At 71.4% G+C, this 17,931-nt stretch carries 11 protein-coding genes; 4 read left to right on the top strand and 7 right to left on the bottom strand.

Annotated features, from left to right (window positions below):
• Positions 1-31: 31 nt before the first annotated feature.
• The 4 genes from ABZ906_RS28930 to ABZ906_RS28915 all read left to right on the top strand — a co-directional run bounded on the left by ABZ906_RS28930 (position 32) and on the right by ABZ906_RS28915 (position 5,561).
• Positions 32-1,312: a sugar ABC transporter permease gene (locus ABZ906_RS28930; protein WP_361388010.1), complete on the top strand. Its 1,281-nt coding sequence runs from the start codon at positions 32-34 to the stop codon at positions 1,310-1,312.
• On the top strand, positions 1,309-2,190 hold the full coding sequence (locus ABZ906_RS28925; RefSeq protein ID WP_361186820.1) for a carbohydrate ABC transporter permease: 882 nt from the start codon (positions 1,309-1,311) through the stop codon (positions 2,188-2,190). The genes ABZ906_RS28930 and ABZ906_RS28925 overlap by 4 nt, the downstream gene beginning before the upstream one ends.
• Before the next feature lie 205 nt (positions 2,191-2,395).
• A complete protein-coding gene (locus tag ABZ906_RS28920; RefSeq protein WP_361387560.1) occupies positions 2,396-4,645 on the top strand; it encodes a bifunctional glycosyltransferase family 2 protein/CDP-glycerol:glycerophosphate glycerophosphotransferase in 2,250 nt (749 codons plus the stop codon).
• A gap of 37 nt (positions 4,646-4,682) precedes the next feature.
• Entirely contained in the window at positions 4,683-5,561 is an 879-nt protein-coding gene (locus tag ABZ906_RS28915) for a class I SAM-dependent methyltransferase (protein ID WP_361387557.1), read from the top strand.
• A gap of 32 nt (positions 5,562-5,593) precedes the next feature.
• Here the strand turns inward: ABZ906_RS28915 and ABZ906_RS28910 are convergent, their stop codons facing one another.
• The 7 genes from ABZ906_RS28910 to ABZ906_RS28880 form a co-directional block, all read right to left on the bottom strand.
• Positions 5,594-6,775 (bottom strand): glycosyltransferase, encoded by a 1,182-nt coding sequence (locus tag ABZ906_RS28910; protein ID WP_361387554.1) that lies wholly within the window; start codon positions 6,773-6,775, stop codon positions 5,594-5,596.
• Entirely contained in the window at positions 6,772-9,627 is a 2,856-nt protein-coding gene (locus ABZ906_RS28905; RefSeq protein WP_361387551.1) for a CDP-glycerol glycerophosphotransferase family protein, read from the bottom strand. The genes ABZ906_RS28910 and ABZ906_RS28905 overlap by 4 nt, the downstream gene beginning before the upstream one ends.
• Positions 9,624-13,115, bottom strand: coding sequence for a CDP-glycerol glycerophosphotransferase family protein (locus tag ABZ906_RS28900; RefSeq protein ID WP_361387548.1), 3,492 nt, complete (start codon positions 13,113-13,115; stop codon positions 9,624-9,626). The genes ABZ906_RS28905 and ABZ906_RS28900 overlap by 4 nt, the downstream gene beginning before the upstream one ends.
• Before the next feature lie 198 nt (positions 13,116-13,313).
• Positions 13,314-14,138 (bottom strand): TylF/MycF/NovP-related O-methyltransferase, encoded by an 825-nt coding sequence (locus tag ABZ906_RS28895; RefSeq protein WP_361387545.1) that lies wholly within the window; start codon positions 14,136-14,138, stop codon positions 13,314-13,316.
• Positions 14,139-14,193: 55 nt separating this feature from the next.
• Entirely contained in the window at positions 14,194-14,937 is a 744-nt protein-coding gene (locus ABZ906_RS28890) for a methyltransferase domain-containing protein (protein ID WP_361186836.1), read from the bottom strand.
• Positions 14,938-14,982: 45 nt separating this feature from the next.
• Entirely contained in the window at positions 14,983-16,152 is a 1,170-nt protein-coding gene (locus ABZ906_RS28885) for an acyltransferase (protein ID WP_361387542.1), read from the bottom strand.
• Positions 16,149-17,840 (bottom strand): hypothetical protein, encoded by a 1,692-nt coding sequence (locus ABZ906_RS28880; protein ID WP_361387539.1) that lies wholly within the window; start codon positions 17,838-17,840, stop codon positions 16,149-16,151. The genes ABZ906_RS28885 and ABZ906_RS28880 overlap by 4 nt, the downstream gene beginning before the upstream one ends.
• Positions 17,841-17,931: the final 91 nt, after the last annotated feature.

Genomic DNA, 17,931 nt, shown 5'->3' with positions numbered 1-17,931 from the left:
GGCGCTGCCCCCGGTCCCCCGCCGCAAGAGCGTGACCGGCACGCGCAAGGGCATGGCGGTGCTTTTCCTGCTGCCCGCCCTGGTGCTGCTCGGCGCTCTGGTCCTGTACCCCATCGGGTACTCCGTCTTCCGCAGCTTCTTCGACAAGTCGGGCGACTTCACGGCGTTCGGCAACTACAAGACGCTGTTCACCGACGACACCATCCTCACCGCGGTCAAGAACAACGCGATCTGGGTGGTCGTCGCCCCGACCCTGGCGACCGGGCTCGGCCTGATCTTCGCCGTGCTCACCGAACGGATCCGTTGGGGAACGGCGTTCAAGCTGGTCATCTTCATGCCGATGGCGATCTCCATGCTCGCGGCCGGCATCATCTTCCGGCTCGTGTACGAGTCGGATCCCGACCGGGGTGTCGCCAACGCCGTCATGGTGGGGGTGCACGACACGTTCGCCGAGTCGTCCGCCTTCCCGCAGGCCCATCCCAGTACGGAGTCTCCGCTCAAATCGGCGGCCGGCGGCGCCTTCATCACTCGTAAGCCGGTCAGCGCCGGAACTCCGGTGGTGTTGCCGCTGACCGGTGTCGCGCCGGACAACATGCCGGACAGCGCCAAGTCCGCCGCCGCCGCGAAGCCGGACCCCGACAAGGTCACCGGGACGGCCTGGCAGGACTTCACGCGCGGCAAGGGACGCGGCGAGGTGAACGCCCCGGACAAGACCGAGTTCGGCTATGCCGGGATCAAGGTGGAGGCCGTCAAGGACGGCAAGGTGGTGGCCTCGACCGAGGCGGCGGACGACGGCACGTTCGCGCTGCCCAAGGAAGCCGACGGGGCCCAGCTCCGCTTCCCCGCGTCGAACTTCCGCGAGCCGTACAACGGCGTCGACTGGCTCGGCCCCTCCCTCATCACGCCCGCGGTCATCGGTTCGTACCTGTGGATCTGGGTGGGCTTCGCGATGGTCCTGATCGCGGCCGGTCTCGCGAGCGTGCCGCGTGAACTCCTGGAGGCGGCCCGCGTGGACGGCGCCAACGAGTGGCAGGTGTTCCGCCGGATCACCGTGCCGATCCTCGCGCCCGTGCTCGCGGTGGTGGCGGTCACGCTGATGATCAACGTACTGAAGATCTTCGACCTGATCTTCATCATCCCGCCGAACTCCTCGAAGGACGACGCGAACGTCCTGGCACTCCAGCTCTACAACTCCGCGTTCCTCGACAAGGATTCAGGCGTGGCGAGCGCGATCGCCGTACTGCTCTTCCTCCTCGTGATCCCGGTGATGCTCTTTAACGTCCGGCGGCTCAGGCGGGAGGCTCGACGATGACCACCCAAGTCGAAGCGGTGAAGGCCGAGCGGTCGCTCGGCGGGCGGATCGCGTCCGTCCTGAGCGGCACGGCCGTACGCGTCTTCCTCGTCGTCGTGGCGCTGTTCTGGCTGGTGCCGACGGTGGGTCTGCTGCTCGGCTCGCTGCGCACCTCGTCCGACATGGCCGAGAGCGGCTGGTGGAAGGTCTTCAGCGCGCCGTCCCAGATGACCCTGGACAACTACACGAACCTCCTCAAGGACGAGACGATCACCGACTCGATCCTGTCCAGCATCATGATCACCGTCCCGGCGACACTGCTCGTGGTGATCATCGGGTCCCTCGCCGGATACGCCTTCGCGTGGATGGAGTTCCCTGGCCGCGACTGGTGGTTCCTGGGGGTCGTCGGGCTGCTCGTGGTCCCCGTGCAGGTGGCGCTGCTCCCCGTCTCGAAGATCTTCGGCGCGATCGGGATCTTCGAGACGACGATCGGCGTGGTCGTCTTCCACGTGGCCTTCGGCCTGCCGTTCGCGATCTTCCTCCTGCGGAACTTCTTCGCGGAGATACCCCGTGAACTCCTGGAGGCCGCACGCCTGGACGGAGCCGGTGAACTGCGGCTCTTCTTCCGGGTCGTGATGCCGCTCGGCGCGCCCGCGATCGCCTCGCTCGGCATCTTCCAGTTCCTCTGGGTCTGGAACGACATGCTGATCGCGCTGATCTTCGCCGACTCCGAGAGCCCGCCGATCACGGTCGCGCTCCAGCAGCAGGTGCGGTCCTTCGGCGACAACGTGCAGATCCTGGCGCCCGGCGCGTTCATCTCGATGGTGATCCCGCTGGCCGTGTTCTTCGCGTTCCAGCGGCAGTTCGTGTCCGGCGTGATGGCGGGCGCGGTCAAGTAACGCGTCAAGTAGCGCGGCCGGGAGACAAGCCCCGACGGCATCCGCCGTACGGGCAAATACGTTCGACGGGTGAGGCGGCCTCCGACCGGAGACCGCCTCACTCGCGTCCGCTCCCCCGCATCCCCCGTATGCCTCGTTCGACGTAACCCGACCGGCGGCCGGGGCGTTTTCGGGCAGTATGCCCGCGTCGACCCATGGATGTGCCTTGCCCCGGTTCAGTGTGATCGTGCCCGTATACAGGGTGCAGGCATATCTGCACGCATGCCTCGAATCGGTTCTTCGTCAGTCGTTCACGGACCTCGAACTGATCGTGGTCGACGACTGCTCGCCCGACGCCTGCGGCGCCCTCATCGACGAATGCGCGGCCCGCGACACCCGCGTGACGGCGATCCACCTCACCGAGAACGTCGGCCTGGGCCGGGCACGCAACGCGGGCATGGAACGCGCCACCGGCGACTACCTGATCTTCCTGGACAGCGACGACACCCTCACCCCCGACTCCCTGCACGCGATCTCCGACCGCATCAAGGAGACCGACGAGCCGGACGTCCTGATCTACGACTACGCGCGCACCTTCTGGACGGGCCAGGAGGTCCGCAACCAGTTCGCGGGCCTCCTGAAGGAAGACGGCCGCACCGCCTTCAAACTGAGCGACCGGCCCGGCCTGCTGCGGCTCCTGATGGTCGCCTGGAACAAGGCGTACCGCCGCGACTTCATCGAACGCGAGGCCTTCACCTTCCCGCCCGGCCTCTACGAGGACACCCCCTGGACCTACCCGGTCCTGATGAAGGCGGACACCATCGCCACCCTCGACCGGGTCTGTGTGCACTACCTCCAGCGCCGCCGCGGCAGCATCCTGCGCACCACCACCCGCCGCCACTTCGACATCTTCGACCAGTACGAACGGGTCTTCGCCTTCCTCGACCAGCACCCCGAACTCTCCGCCGCCTGGCGCCCGCTCCTCTTCCGGCGGATGGTCGACCACCTCACCACCGTCTTCACCAAACGCGACCGCCTCCCGCCCGGCAGCCGCCCCGCCTTCCTGCGCAAGGCCCGCACCCACTACCGCCGCTACCGCGCCCCCGGCACCCGCCTGCGCCCCCGCACCCGCCTGCGCCACGGCCTGGTACGCCTGGGCACCCACCGCACCTACCGCACCCTGTGGACCGCCCTGCGCCTGCGCACCAGGGCCGCAAGGTACGCGGCCACCGCACGGCGCCGCACCAAGGGCGCCGCCCTCCAGCTGCACTACCGCATCCAGCTCTGCCTGCCCCTGCGCGCCGACCGCGCCGTCTTCTCCTCGTACTGGGGCCGCGGCTACGGCTGCAACCCCGGCGCCCTGGAAGCCGCCCTGCGCGAACACGCCCCCCACATCCGCACCGCCTGGATCGCCGACCCGGCCCACCACCACACCCTGCCCACCGCCACCCGCAGGCTCCGCCCCGGCACCGCCGCCTACTGGAGCGCACTCGCCCGCTCCAAGTACCTGGTCAACAACGTGAACTTCGACCGAAGACTCGTCAAACGCCGCGGCCAGATCATGATCCAGACCCAGCACGGCACCCCCCTGAAACTGATGGGCCTCGACCTCCAGGACCGCCCCGCCGCCGCCCGCGGCATGGACTTCGCCGCCCTCCTGCGCAACGCCGACAAATGGGACTACGTCCTGTCCGCCAACCGGCACTCCACCCTCATCTGGGAACGCGTCTTCCCCGCCTCCTTCACCACCCTGGAGTACGGCTACCCGCGCAACGACATCTACCAGCGGGCGACCACCGCCGACGTGGCCCGCATCCGCGAAACCCTCGGCATCCCCCGCGGCGCCGTCGCCATCCTCTACGCGCCCACCCACCGCGACTACCGCCACACCCAGCTGCGCTCCCTCGACCTGGAACGGATGCTGCACCACCTCGGACCCCGCTTCGTCGTCCTCACCCGCGCCCACCACTCCTACGGGGCACCCCTCGCCCCCTCCTCCGGCCGCCTGATCGACGTGTCCGACCACCCCAGCGTCGAATCCCTCTGCCTGGCCTCCGACGCCCTGGTCACCGACTACTCCTCGCTGATGTTCGACTACGCCAACCTCGACCGCCCCGTCGTCCTGCACGCCGAGGACCAACAGGCCTACGAGGCGGCCCGCGGCACCTACTTCGACGTCCGCGAGTTCCCGCCCGGCGCCGTCGCCCGCGACCAGGACGAACTCACCGACATCTTCGTCACCGGGCACTGGCGCGGCTCGCGCTCGGCGCAGCTGCGCGCGGCGTTCCGAGACCGCTTCTGCGTGTACGACGACGGTCGGGCGGCTGAACGGGTTGTGAGGCATGTGGTGCTCGGTGAAGCCGGGGGCCTACCGTCGGTTGCGCCACTTGCGGACCGGCACCCGGCACCGGCCGCGGGGGTGGCCGACGAGCCGCTGCCGCGGGCCGACACCTCCCGGCCCACTCCGCGCTTCTAGCCGCACTGTCCTTCTCCCCCCATCCCCGGGACCAGATATGCAGAACGCTTCAGCCACCACGTCCGCGACCGACCAGCTGCCCCGGCCGCGCGGCCTCTCCGACGTGAAGGGCTGGTTCCACCCCGTCGACCAGGTGCTCTTCGACTGGATCCTGGGCCGTCAGCTCGACCGGGCGCAGCGCGGTGACCTCGTGGAGCTCGGCGCGTACCTCGGCAAGAGCGCCATCTTCATGGGGACGTACCTGCGCGCGGACGAGACGTTCACGGTCTGCGACCTCTTCGACTCCCCCGCCCCCGACAAGGCCAACTCCGCCGAGATGGGCCGCTCGTACGCCACCCTCACGCGTCGCGCGTTCGAGGCCAACTACCGCTCCTTCCACGAGGGGCTGCCGCGGATCGTCCAGGAGCCGTCGTCCGGGATCACCGCGCACGTGACGGCGGACAGCTGCCGCTTCGTGCACATCGACGCCTCGCATCTGTACGAGCACGTCCACGCGGACATCGCCGCCGCCCGCGAGCTCCTGGGAACGGACGGGATCGTGGTGCTCGACGACTTCCGGGCCGAGCACTGTCCGGGCGTGGCCGCGGCGACCTGGGGCGCCGTGGCGAGCACCGGGCTCAAACCGCTGTGCATCACGGCCACGAAGTTCTACGGCACGTGGGGCGCCTACGACGAGATCCACGCCGATCTCGCCGCGTTCCTGAAGGAGCGGGACGACATGTGGCACGGCGCCGAGGAGGTCGCGGGCCACCCGATGATCCGCATCAGCGGCAAGAAGGCGAAGGCACCGGAACAGCCGGCCTCGCGCCACGCGAACGAGCCCGTCCCACAACTGCCGGACAGGCCCGCCCCCGGTGCGGGAAGCCGGGCAAGGGGCCTGCTGTCATCACTACTGGCACGCTCGGGACGCTCTTGACGCGGGGGCGCCCGTCAGGGGCGCGGGGAATCTCACCGCTCCAAAAGCTCGAACAACGCCTCCCAGCGCTCAAGCACCCGCGCCTCGGAGAACCTCTGCACATTCAGCCGGGCCCGCTCCCCCATGGCGTTCCGCAGCCGCGGATTACCGGTGAGCCGCAGCAGCCGGTCGGCGAGAGCCCCCACGTCACCGGCGGGGGCAAGCAGGCCGTCCTCGCCGTGCCGCACGATTTCCCGTACGCCCGGCGCGCAGTCGAACGCAGCGCACGGCACCGCGCTGGCCATCGCCTCCATCAGGGCCAGCGGAAAGCCCTCGCCGCGTGACGACTGCACGAAGAGGGAGCTCTCGGCGAGGACGCCCGGCACATCGCTGGTGCGCCCTCGCCACTCCACGGAACCGTCGAGCCCGAGCCGCGTGCACTGCCGCTTGAGGGCGTCCTCGTCCGCGCCCGCGCCGTAGATCCGCAGCGTCCAGTCGGGGCGCTGCGGGGCCACGAGGGCCCAGGTGTCGACGAGCATGTCGACGCCCTTCTGGTCGGCGAGCCTGCCGATGCTGCAGACCACGTTCGCCTCGCGCCGCGAGGGCACGGCGGGCAGGTGCGCGAGGGCGTTGGGCATCGCGCCGACGTTGTGCATGCCGTCGATGATCCAGTCGTCGGCGTCCTCCTGGGTCAGCGCGAGCCACCGGTCCACGGAGGGGTAGCTGCGCTTGACCGCGCGGTAGCGGTGGCAGGCGCGGGTGTAGGCGTACGACTCGTGGCTCATGCCGATGATGCGCAGGCCGGCGGTGTCCGCCTCCCTGATCCACTCCATCGGCCAGACCTGCGTGACGATGGCGACCGCGCCGGGGCGTGCGGCGCGGAAGGTCTCCGAGAGCCGGTCCACGACGCGGCGCTTGGCGGTGATCCGTGCCGACTCGCGGCGTCGCGCCACGACGTTGAGGCGGCCGAGGCCGCGCGGTGGGCGCGGGGACTGCGGATGCTCTTCGTAGAGGCTGGTCACGGGGTAGCCGCGGTCCTCGGGGAGCGCCAGTTTCAGCTCGGCCTCGTGGACGCCGATGACGTGCACCCGGTGGCCGTTGCTCTGGAAGAGCCGGGCCATCTGGTGGGCCCAGGCGGTGACGCCGCCGAGTTCGTCGACGGTGTTGGCGACGAGGAAGAGGTCGCGGCTCTTCGTCGCGGTGCCGGTCTTCGTGGTGGCGATCGTGGTGGTCATGCGCCCTCCCCCTGCTGCTGCGTGTTCCGGGACTGCTGCCGCGTGTTCCGGGGCCGCTTCCGCGTGTTCCGGTACCGCTCGCCGAAGAGCGCGTCCACCACGTCGGCCGCGGCCCGCCCCTGGTCGTAAGCGCCGAACCGCGCGGCGAACGCCCCTCTGGCCTCCGCCCACGCGCCGTCGGTCTGTTTCAGCGTGCCGAGCACGCGCAGCAGTTCCTCCTGCGTCTCGACGACGGGCCCGCCCGCGTCGTCCCGCAGCGCGAAGTAACTGCCCCGCTCGGCCTCGTACGCGTCGAGGTCGGGCGCGAAGTGCACCAGCGGCCGGTCGAGGAGGGCGAAGTCGAACATGATCGACGAGTAGTCGGTGACCATGACGTCGGCGAGGCAGAGCAGCTCGCTCACGTCGTGGTGGGCCGAGACGTCGACGACGGTGCCGGGCGGGCACACCGGCAGGGCGGCCGCCTCCATGTAGTGGGCGCGCACCAGGAGTACGTGGGTGTCGCCGAAGCGGTCCGCGAACTTGCGTACGTCGAGCGGCAGTCGGACCGCCTTGTTCTTCTTGGGCGGGCCGCCGCGGAACGTCGGCGCGTACAGGACCACCGTCTTGTGGTCGGGGATGCCGAGCTCCGCGGCCACGGGCGGGCGGGGGAAGCGGCCCGATGTCTCGTCCCTGGCGCGCGCGGCGATCAGGCGGTCGTTGCGCGGGTAGCCGCAGCGCAGCAGCCGCTCGTCGGGGATGCCGTAGGCGCGGGCCAGGGTGTTCACGTCGTGTTCGGAGCGGACCAGGAAGTGGTCGAAGCGGTCGACGGCCTCCCCGAGCCACTGGCGCTGCGGGGCGTTCTGCGTCTTGATCCGCGCCTCGTCGAAGCCCATGCGCTTGTACGCGGAACCGTGCCAGGTCTGGAGGTACGTGGTGTGGCGCGGCTTGGCGAGGGCGTGCGGGAAGCCCTGGTTGTCGATCCAGAACTCGGCGCGGCCGAGCGCCCACAGGTAGCGCCAGGACCATCGGCGCACGAGGCGGGCCGAGCCGGGGAATCCGTCGGTCGACGCGGCGTACGACCAGGTGCAGCGGAGCCTGAGGCCGCGGTCGGTGATCTCTTGGTGGACGGCGCGCGGGCTGTCGCCGTAGCAGGCTCCCATGTGGCTCTCGAAGACGACCGAGCCCTTGCTGACGGGCAGCCGCCGCAGCATCCGCCGGTAGACGCGCAGCTTGACCGGCCTGCCGCTCAGCCTGTCGTACCTCGTGCGCAGGGCACGCAGCCCGAGCCGCAGTTTGCGCGCGGGGCGGAAGTGCGTGACGTAGTGCAGGGCGGCGCGCAGGGTGCGGGCGGCGCGGTGGCGGGGTGCCGGGCGCAGCTCCAGCCTGTTCGCGCCGGTGACGGTGAGGCCGCGGGCCGTGCCCACGGTCTCCTGCTCGGCGACGAGTTCGGTGGTCATGTCGTGGCCGCCCGCGGCGAGTCGCAGCCGGGGCTCCCAGACGCGGTCGCGGATGCCGAGGTCCCGCAGTCCCGCGGTGAGGTCGAGCGTGGCGCGCCAGAGGACCGCGCCGCCGTCGTAGTGCGCCTCCTGCACGGGTACGCGGAAGGCGCGCCGTGCCGTGCCGCGGGCGCGGACGTCGAGCCAGGCGGTGAGCGGCGGCCGGTCGGGCAGCACGCTGCCGGGCAGCACGACCCGGCCTTCGAGGACCGCCCTGGTGCCGTCGACGCTGCACCTGGTGAGGCGGTTCAGGAGCCGTACCGTGTCCGACGGCCGGTGCTGGTGGCCGAGTTCGGTGACGTCGAGCACTTCCCGTACGCGGGGGTCGTCGAGTCCGTCCGCGCGCCAGTAGACCTTCCCCTCCCGCTCGGTCAGCTCCGAGACGACGGTCCCCGGCCGTGCGAGGGCGTACGCGGCGGCGAGCACGCCCTCGGTGTCGCCGTCCGCGAGCAGCCGTACGCACACCCGCTCGACGGGGCCGAGGTCGCTCAGGGCGCGGGCGTCGACGCGGTCTTCGAGGTGCGGGGCGATGCCGGCCGTGGCGCGGCGCCGCTCGTCCGCGGTGAGCTGCGGGAACGTACGGGCGCAGGGCAGCACGTGGTCGACGAGGAAGGCCCGCTCGCGCCGGTCGCACAGGTCGAGGCGGCCCAGGCTCACCAGGAGACCGGCGACGCGGTCGTTGGCCCGGGCGAGGCCGGGGGTCTCGCGGGCGGGGTCGGGGGCCGCGCGGCGGGTGGTGACGAGGTTCGGCACGAGGGTGATGCCGCGGGCCGTGAGTGCCGCCTCGACGCCGAAGAGGATCTCGCTGTGGGAGAGGTCTTCGGCGTACCGCAGACGCGCGTGGTGGAGGTGGTCCCTGCGGACGCAGAACCCGGTGACCAGGGAGTCTCTTGCGACGAGTTCGGGGACGTCGGAGAGGTTCTCGACGCTCCTCGTCCTCGCGTGCTGCTGGTTCTGCCAGCCGGGGTGGGCCTCCTTCTTGCCGGAGCCCGTGCGCCGCGTCCAGCGCCCCGCCACCAGGTCGGCCCCGGTGGTGCGCGCGGCGTCGAAGAGGTTGCGGCAGGCGTGCCGCTCCAGGAGTTCGCCGTCGCCGAGCACGATGACGTACCGGCCGCGTGCCGCGTCGAGCCCGAGGTTGCGCGACGCGGCCACGGACATCGGGCCTTCGGCACGGACCAGGCGCACCCGGTGCGGATGGTCGGCGGCGAGTGCCTGTGCCGCGGCGCGGGCGGCGCCGTCCGCGCCGGGGTCGACGAGGACCGCCTCGACGTTGCCCATGCTCTGGCCGAGCACGGAGTCCACCGACTGGCGCAGCGCGTCGGCGTCCGTGCCCGCGACGACGACACAGCTGACGTCGTGCAGTTCCGAGGAGCTCATGCGCGGCCTCCTTCGAGCATGGCGTCCGCGACACCGGCGGCGGCGCTGCCGTCGTCCAGATCGCAGAAGACCTCGCGGAATCTGTCGTACGCCTCGGTGTGGGCGGCGGTGGCCGCCCGCGGGTCGCGCAGCGCGGCGATCACCTCGTCGCTCGTCGTGAGCAGCGGTCCCGGAGCCTGCGCCTCGAAGTCGAAGCAGAAGCCGCGCAGGGTGTCGCGGTAGTGGTCGATGTCGTAGGTGTGGAAGAGCATCGGGCGCCCGGTCTGCGCGAAGTCGAACATCAGGGACGAGTAGTCCGTGACCAGGACGTCGCTGATCAGGAGGAGTTCGCTGACGTCGGGGTGGCGCGTGACGTCGCGCACGAAGTCCGAGCCGGGGACGGTGCCGCCGACGAGGTAGTGCCTGCGGACCAGGAGCACGTGGTCGTCGCCGATGGCGCGCCGGGCGGCTTCGAGGTCGAGCCGCAGGTCGAGGGCGTAACGGCCGCTCTGCTTGGGCTGGTTCTCGCGCCAGGTGGGCGCGTACAGGACGACGCGCCTGCCCTCGGGGATGCCGAGCCGTTCGCGCACGGAGGCGGCGACCTTCGCGCGGTCGGCGGCGTGCAGCAGGTCGTTGCGCGGATAGCCGCGTTCGAGGACGTCTCCGGTGTAGCCGAAGGCGCCGCGCAGGACGGGCGTCGAGAAGCGGTTCGGCGATACGAGCACGCTCCACTGGGCCGCGCGGCCGGGCAGGGTCGCCATGTAGGCGCGGTCTCCCGAGGAGCGGCCGGCGAGGTCGAGGCCGATGCGCTTGAGCGGGGTGCCGTGCCAGGTCTGGACGACGTACTGACCGTCGGCCCGTTCGAACCATTCGGGCAGCTGGGTGTTGGTGACGATGTAGCGGCAGCGGGCGAGGGCCTCGTGCCACTCGGCGCTCCACAGGGCGACCGGCGTCGCGCTGCCCGGCAGCTGCACCTGCTGGTCGCGCACCACCCACAGATGCTCCAACTCCGTTCCTCTGGAGACCAGTTCCTCGTGCACGGCGCGCGGCGAGTCCGAGTACTGGCGTCCGTCGAAGCTGCAGTACAGGACGGCGTCCCGCAGCGGTCCGCCGCGCCGCGCCGCGTACTCCTCGCGCAGCCGGCGCTGGCGCGGGCCGCCCCGGTCGGCGATGGGCAGGGCGGAGCCGGAGCGCAGGTGGAGGCCGTCGTGGGCGTGGCGCTTCAGGGTGAGGTCACGTCCTGACCTGGTGCGTACGAGCGGCAGACCGCGGTCCCCGCCGGGTGCCACGCACACCGGGACGTACTGCTCGGGGTCGCTCTCGCCCGGCTCGCGCAGGAAGAGGTTCCAGCGGCCTTCGGCGAGCGGCAGGGTGCCTCCGGGGCCCGGCATGGCCTCGGGCCGCAGCGCCGCGGTGAACCGGCCGCCCTCGATGCGGACCGGCGCCACGGCCTCGTCGCCGTGGCCGCCGTGCACGAGGACAAGCTCGGCGGTGCGGGCCGCCGCGTCGGGGTGGCTGCCCTCAATGAGCAGTTCGTCGTCCCAGGTGACGGTGGAGACAAGCGGCCGTACGGTCTGGTCGCGCAGTTCCAGGTTCCCCGACAGGTTGGCCAGGACTAGGAGTTCACGCCCTGGCAGCAGGCCGTACCGTCCCGGCGGCACCTCGGGGCAGGCGGCCAGCGGGGTGCGGTCGCCGCCCTCGCGGACGAGGGTGACGCCCCACGGGTCGGCCTTGCGGGGCCTGCCGGTCGCGTCCTGACCGGCGTGGAAGAAGGCGAGCGGCACATCGGCGCTGAAGTCGCGGCCGTTCACCACGGCGGGGACGTAGTGCGCCTCCTTGGTGTGCCAGTTCTCGATGCGCAGGGCGTCGAGGGCCTGCGACTCCCCCGGCGCCATCCTGCCGTGCAGCCGGATGACGCCGCCGCATCCCTCGTGCGCCACGAGCCGCGCCGCCACCCGCTCGGTGCGCAGCCTCAGCCGTCCCTTGCTGAGGGTGACGGCGACCCGCAGGAACTCCTCCAGGTACCGCACGGGAAGCCGGGGCGCGCCGCTCGTGCGCACCGGGCCCGTGCGCGGCAGGAGCCCGCTGACCGCGCCCATCTCCACCTTCCAGGTGGTGCTGCGGCGCTTGCCGACGGTCCTGCGGGGGTCGATGACCGTCTCGAATCCCGAGCGGTCGTAGTCGTGCAGCCCCTGCTTGGAGCGGTACGTCGCCTCGCGTGCCCGCACGGTGCGCAGCCTCAGCGGAAGGACCCGGCGCCGCCCGGCCCGCAGCCAGGCGACCCTGGCCCGCGCCCCGATCCGCCCCGCGGGCAGGTTGGGGATGTAGGCGTAGCCCTTGAGCCGCAGCCTGCCCTGCTCGTCCCAGGCTGCTTGGGTCAGCTGCGCGGTGAGCGGCAGGTCGGAACGTTCCAGGGCGACGGTCTCGCGCGGCAGGCCGTCGATGCCGGGGAAGTCGGCCCGGCGCCGGCGCAGGCCGCGGACCCGGAAGGCGCCGGGGTTGGCCTTCTCGAACGCCATGAAGGCGAGCAGTTCGGTGATGCGGCACTTGCGGATGAGCTGCCAGCGCACGCGCAGGGGCAGCGGCAGGGCGGCGATGACCGCGGGGTCGACGGTGTCGGCGAAGGCGTTGGCGTGCTCCAGGAAGGCGTCGTGGTACGTGGCGTCGCCGTGCGGCAGGGCCTCCATGAACAGCCACAGGTCACCGGAGAGGACCGTCGTGTCGTAGCGCCGCTTGGCGTCGGCGTAGACCGCGGCCCTCGGGGTGCCCGCGGCCTCCGCGGCCTGCGCCGCGAGGAACGCGCCGGCCGCGAGGACGGCGGCCGTGCGGTCGCGGACCGCGCGGGGCCTGGCGCGGCCGCTGGTGATGGAGCCGTCGCGGTCGCGCCAGAGGTAGACGGGCTCTTTCAGTACGTCGACGGACCCGGCGAGGAAGTGGGCGGGGATCGTGACGGGGGTGTCCTCGAAGAGCACGCCTTCGGGGAAGGCGAGGGCGTGCCGGTCCCAGAAGTCCCTGCGGAACACCTTGTTGCAGACGATGCGGTCGCCGAGCAGGTCCCAGTCGCGGGTGACGTGCGTGCCGCTGCGGTCGCTCTCCATCATCTTGCGGAACATCGGCGACTGTTCGGTCCTGTCCGACGGGCGCAGCCGGTGGACGTTGCCGGTGACGAAGTCGGAGCCGGAGTCCTCCAGTGCCGCCAGCATCCGCTCGTACGCGTCCAGCGGTACGACGTCGTCGCTGTCGACGAACGCCAGGTACGTTCCCCGTGCCTCGCGCACTCCCGCGTTGCGGGCCGCCCCGAGCCCCGCGTTCTCCTGCTCGACGAGCCGGAATCTGCCGTCCCCGGCCGCGAACTCGCGGGCGATGCGCGCACTCCCGTCGGTGGAACCGTCGTTGACCATGACGACTTCGATGTCCGGCATGGTCTGCTCGGCCAGTGACCGGAGGCAGGGACCGAGAAACTCCTCGACGTTGTAGACGGGGACGACGACGGCAAGTCGGGGTGTCATGCGCTGCGCACATTCCTTCCGGAGTACTGACGGGCACGGCTGCGCGTCCTGCTGGGGGTCACCCGGTTAACAACGACCGCCCTTATGGGTCACCCGCGCAGAGCCATTCGGGTGATCACGTGAGCGGGCCCTGTGTCCGGCTGCTCGGGGCTGCCGGACACAGGGCCCGCTCACGTACTGCCTTGACGTCGGACGGGGTCAGGGCTTCACCGCGATGCGTCCCTCGTCCATGCGCAGGAGCAGCAGGCGTTCGCCGGTCTTGTCCATGAACTCGTCGACCGCCTTGCGCGATCCCTGCCAGTAGCCGTAGTCGTCGATGAGCAGGACGCCGCCGCTGACCAACCGCGGGTACAGCTCTTCCAGTTCGTGCTTGGTCGAGGCGTACCAGTCGGTGTCCAGGCGCAGGACGGAGATCTGCTCGGGCGCCTTGCGCGGGACGGTCTCCTCGACCATGCCCTTGACGTAGTGCACGCGCTCCCCGGGATACGGCACCTTCTCGAAGCCCGACTTGACGTCGTCGAGGGAGGCGACCGCCCAGATCGGACGGTCCTTGCCCTGGAGCTTGAGCAGTTCCTCGGCGGACTTGCCGTCCAGGCGCAGGTCCTCCTCCGTGGGCGGGGTCATGCCCTCGAAGGTGTCGAAGAGGTACAGGTCGCGGTCGGTCACACCGGCGCCGAGCAGGGCCTTCGCGCAGGCCTGCATCGAACCGCCGCGCCACACGCCGCATTCGACGATGTCGCCGGGGATGTTGTGCCTGACGACGTGCCGGGTCGCCAGGATGAAGGCGTTGAGGCGCTCGGGAGAGGTCATCGTGTACGGCTTCACCGCACGGATGATGTCCTTCGCCTCGTCGTCGTAGTCGGCGGGCAGATTCAGGGGCTTCGGCTTGGGCTTGGGCTTCGATGCCGGGGCGGGCTTCGGCACCGGGGCCGCCACCGCGCGCTGGCCCGGCACCGGGGTGCGTGTCAGCTGATATCCGGTCAGTTGCTTCAGTGCGCCATTCACGGCGCGTCGCCATGCCATGGGAGCGGACAGTACGCGCAACTCATCCGTGATGTCACGTTTCGTCAATCTATGTTCAGGGCGCGTCACTTGGTGATGAAATAGGCTGCTCTTCCACGGAACGAGGGGCCACCACGGTCTTTGGCCTGCCGCAGAGCGCGCGGCCCTCGATCGGTTCGGGCAGCGGGATTCCGTCCACTCCGCCGACCTTGTTCGCCCACCAGGTGGTGCCGGCGCGCACGAAGGCCATGGTCAGGCTCGGATAGCGCTTGGGCCGCTGGAAGACGCCCACGGAGTCGCCCCAGTAGGCGTGCTTGGCGTCGATGCTCGCGTAGGCGTGCCGGATGCCCTTCATGGGCGGGAAGTCCGTGTAGGCCTCGCGGAGTTCGAGCCGGCTGTACGCGGCCATGGCGCGGAACCCGTCGGGGTAATAGCGCCAGCAGTCCTGCGCGTCGTGCACATGGCCGCGCGAGGGCGCCGTCACGAAGGCGATGCCCTCCGGCTTCAGGACGCGGGCGATCTCCAGCATCGTCGCCCAGAAGAAGGGGATGTGCTCGAACGCCTGCCCGGAGATGACGAAGTCGGCGCTGCGGGACTTCACGGGGATGCGGTACGGCTTCGTCATCACGGCGTCGACATTGCGGCCGTCGAGCACGTCGACGCCCACGTACTCCGTGTCGCGCCCTTCGAGCAGGGTCTTGTGGGTGCGGGTCTGCCCGTCGGAGACCCGGGCGCCGAGATCGACCACCCGGTGACGCTTCCCTCTGGGCATGTACTGCTCCACACAGAGTTCCATCTGTTCGTACGCGGACTGGTGCACGTCTCCTCCTGGGCAGGGGCTAGGTGGAAATCTTCTCCGCATCGCTCACTTTTCGGGCGTACCGACACAGTGCCGCCACCGGGGCGGAGTGCGCCGCGCGCACCATTTCCGGGCCGGTTCCTCGATGTACGTGAACATCGCCCAGGACAGCGCGACGACGGTGAGCGCGACACCGAGGAGAGTGAAGATCGCGGAGTTGTCCGGCTGCGGGCGGCCCCAGGTGTCGAGGATCAGCCGGTTGACGGTCTGGTGCAGCAGATAGAAGGCGTACGACCAGAGCCCGAAAAGGACCATCGGACGCGAGCAGAGCCAGCCCCGGTGCCCCGCCAGTTCGCGCTGCACGCAGGCGACCACGAAGAGGACGGAGAAGACGGCCGCGAACGGCCGCAGGGTCCAGGCGAGATGCCCGGCCAGGTCAGGGCCGAACCAGGTCGCGCGATGGCAGTAGACGACGGCGTACCCGGCGAGGCAGGCGAGCAGCACGGGCGGGTTGAGCCGGAAGCGGTGTCCCCGGCGCAGGGCGAGCGCGCAGGCCATGCCGACGCCGAACTCGGGCAGTCTGCTCACCGGGTTGCGCATGACCCATTCGCTGGCGAAGGGCGAGAGATGGACGACCGTCCACCACTTGACCAGCCACATGGCGATCAGTCCGCCCCCCGCGAGCAGCCCCAGGGTGCGGGTGCGCAGGCGCAGGGCGCCGCGGATCGCGAACGGGAAGAGGAGGTAGAAGAAGGCCTCGACGCTGAGCGTCCAGGCGACGCCGTTGCCGGGGAGGGTCGGCACGACGCCGGGGAACCAGGTCTGTACGAGGAAGAGCGAGGCGACGAAGCTGAAGTCGTCCGTCGGAACGCCGCCCCAGACGTAGAAGACCCAGATGACGGGGATGGTCGCGACCAGGTGGGCGGGCAGGATGCGCCCCGCCCTGCGCCAGTAGAAGAGGCGGGCGAGGGTGCCGGGCCGGTGTCCCCAGGTGAGCAGGAATCCGGAGAGCACGAAGAAGAAGCCGACGCCGTTCGCGCCGAGCGTCGAGTACGGGAAGAGCAGCGGCGCGTGGGCGACGCCGCCGTGCGCGCTGAGGCCGGTGAAGTGGTGCACGAACACCGCGAGGGCGGCGAGGAAGCGCATGCCGGTCAGGGAGTCCACGCGGGGCGCGTCGTCGGCGGCGGTGGGGAGCCCCGGGCGGGGGCGGGTCTGGCGCGGGAGGGCCGTCGTCATGCGGGGGACCCCTCTCCGGCACGCAGCGTCGGGCCGCAGCCCGCCGGGCGCATCGCGCGGACCATGGCGTCCAGGCCCGGGCGCACGCGCTCGCGCTCCGCGGCGATCTTGGCCGGGTCCCGTACGGCGTCCGCCCTGACGAAGTCGCCGCCGTTGCCCTCGGCATAGAGGGGGACGTAACCGGCCGCCGCGAGGAGGGGCGGGGTCAGGCCCGTTCTGCGGGTCCAGGCGGCGTGCACGTGGAGCAGTTCGGGGCGCACGTCGTTCAGTACGTAGTCGCGCAGGGCGGCCGGATCGGCGGCGGCGTACGCGGTGGCCACCCGGCGGTCGGTGAGGCCCGCGAGGTCCACGACGCGCAGTCGCGAGGTGAGGAGCGTGCCGCCGAGGTCGGGCAGGGCGACGGTGGCGTCACGCAGGCCGAGGCGGGCGGCGTACGCGTCGAAGGTGTGGCCGTAGCGCTCGGCGACGTAACACATGGACAGAGTCGGGCGGTTGACGAACTTGCCGTTCTGCGCGGCCTGTCCGGTGACCGAGAGGAGCAGGGCGCCCGCGAGCGCGCAGCCCAGGACGGCACGCGCGCGGCGGCTCTCCGCTCGCCACACCGTGGCGGCGGCGAGGGCGAGCGCCGTCGCGGCGAGCACCCACACCGGGGTCGCGAAGCGGTAGAGCGCCATCCAGTCACGGCCGAGCACGCCGTACGCGAGGAGGGTCAGGGCCAGCGGGACGAGCAGCGCCGCCAGGGCTCTGCGCGCCGGGCCGGGCCGGGCGAGCGCGATGCCGGCGCAGGCGGCGCCGATCAGGGCGAGCGCCCAGCCTCCGTACGTCAACAGCTCGCCCGCGGAGGCCAGTTGGGCGAGCCCCGGCGGCTTCTGGGCCTTGGCCACCGCCGTGTTCGGGACCCAGAGCCCGAACGTGGAGCGGCGCCACAGCAGGAACACCGCGTACGGCAGCGCGAAGGTGCCGCAGCTCAGCGCCACCGCCCGCACGGCCCGCGCCAGGCGGTCCCGGCGCAGGAACAGCAGGGCGGCCACCGGGTAGGCCGCGGCGAGCACCGCTCCGTCGGGGCGGGTCAGCGCGGCGAGCAGGGCGACGGCTCCCGCGCTCGCGGCGACGGCGGGCCGCAGCAGGGTGCCGCGCACGGCGCCGCGCACGAGCAGCGCCCCGGTCGCGGCGGCGGTCAGCGCGTACAGCGGGTTTTCGAGCCCCGAGAAGGACCAGGCCACGTACGACAGGTTCGCGGCGAGGATGCCGCCGGTCAGGAGCGTCACCGCCCAGGCCCGGCCCGGCAGCAGGGCCCGCGCCGCCAGGGCCACGCAGGCGAGGACGCCCGCGGTGCAGAGCAGCGCGAGGACCTTGGGGTAGAGCACCAGGTCGCTGACGCCGAGGAGCGCGCCGCGGTCGAAGAGGCCGAGTCTGCGGCCGATGACGAGCAGGGCGAGCCAGGAGGAGTTGGAGTACCCCTCGACGGGGTCGGCGCCCGGTTGCTGCACGGGGCCAAGGCCCTCGTCGATGCTGCGGGCATAGGCGAACGTGATCGCCGCGTCGTCGACGATCCACTGGCCGAGTGCGCCGGCCCGCCAAATGATCAGGAGGGTCGCGAACGCCACGGCCGCGGGGTCGGCCCAGCGGCGGCACCGGGCGAGGGCGCGCGACGGGCGGCCCGGGGCGGGCGCGAACGGCGCGGGCACGGAGGCGCGTGGTGCGGGGGGCTGTGGTGCGGGCGCTGGTGGTGCGGGCGGCGGCGGTGGTGCGGGGGCTTCCTTACGGCGGTGGAACTGC

Source organism: Streptomyces sp. NPDC046925 (genome assembly GCF_040644915.1).
In the GTDB taxonomy this organism is placed as follows: domain Bacteria; phylum Actinomycetota; class Actinomycetes; order Streptomycetales; family Streptomycetaceae; genus Streptomyces.
The sequence above is the reverse complement of the archived record's forward strand: the minus strand, read 5'-3'. Positions and strand labels throughout refer to the sequence as shown.

Bases quoted from the DNA above. Each gene is read 5' to 3' on its own strand.
- ABZ906_RS28915 (WP_361387557.1), top strand. From the start codon at position 4,683: ATGCAGAACGCTTCAGCCACCACGTCCGCGACCGACCAGCTGCCCCGG.
- ABZ906_RS28885 (WP_361387542.1), bottom strand. From the start codon at position 16,152: ATGACGACGGCCCTCCCGCGCCAGACCCGCCCCCGCCCGGGGCTCCCC.
- ABZ906_RS28905 (WP_361387551.1), bottom strand. From the start codon at position 9,627: ATGAGCTCCTCGGAACTGCACGACGTCAGCTGTGTCGTCGTCGCGGGC.
- ABZ906_RS28900 (WP_361387548.1), bottom strand. From the start codon at position 13,115: ATGACACCCCGACTTGCCGTCGTCGTCCCCGTCTACAACGTCGAGGAG.
- ABZ906_RS28895 (WP_361387545.1), bottom strand. From the start codon at position 14,138: ATGGCATGGCGACGCGCCGTGAATGGCGCACTGAAGCAACTGACCGGA.
- ABZ906_RS28925 (WP_361186820.1), top strand. From the start codon at position 1,309: ATGACCACCCAAGTCGAAGCGGTGAAGGCCGAGCGGTCGCTCGGCGGG.
- ABZ906_RS28910 (WP_361387554.1), bottom strand. From the start codon at position 6,775: ATGACCACCACGATCGCCACCACGAAGACCGGCACCGCGACGAAGAGC.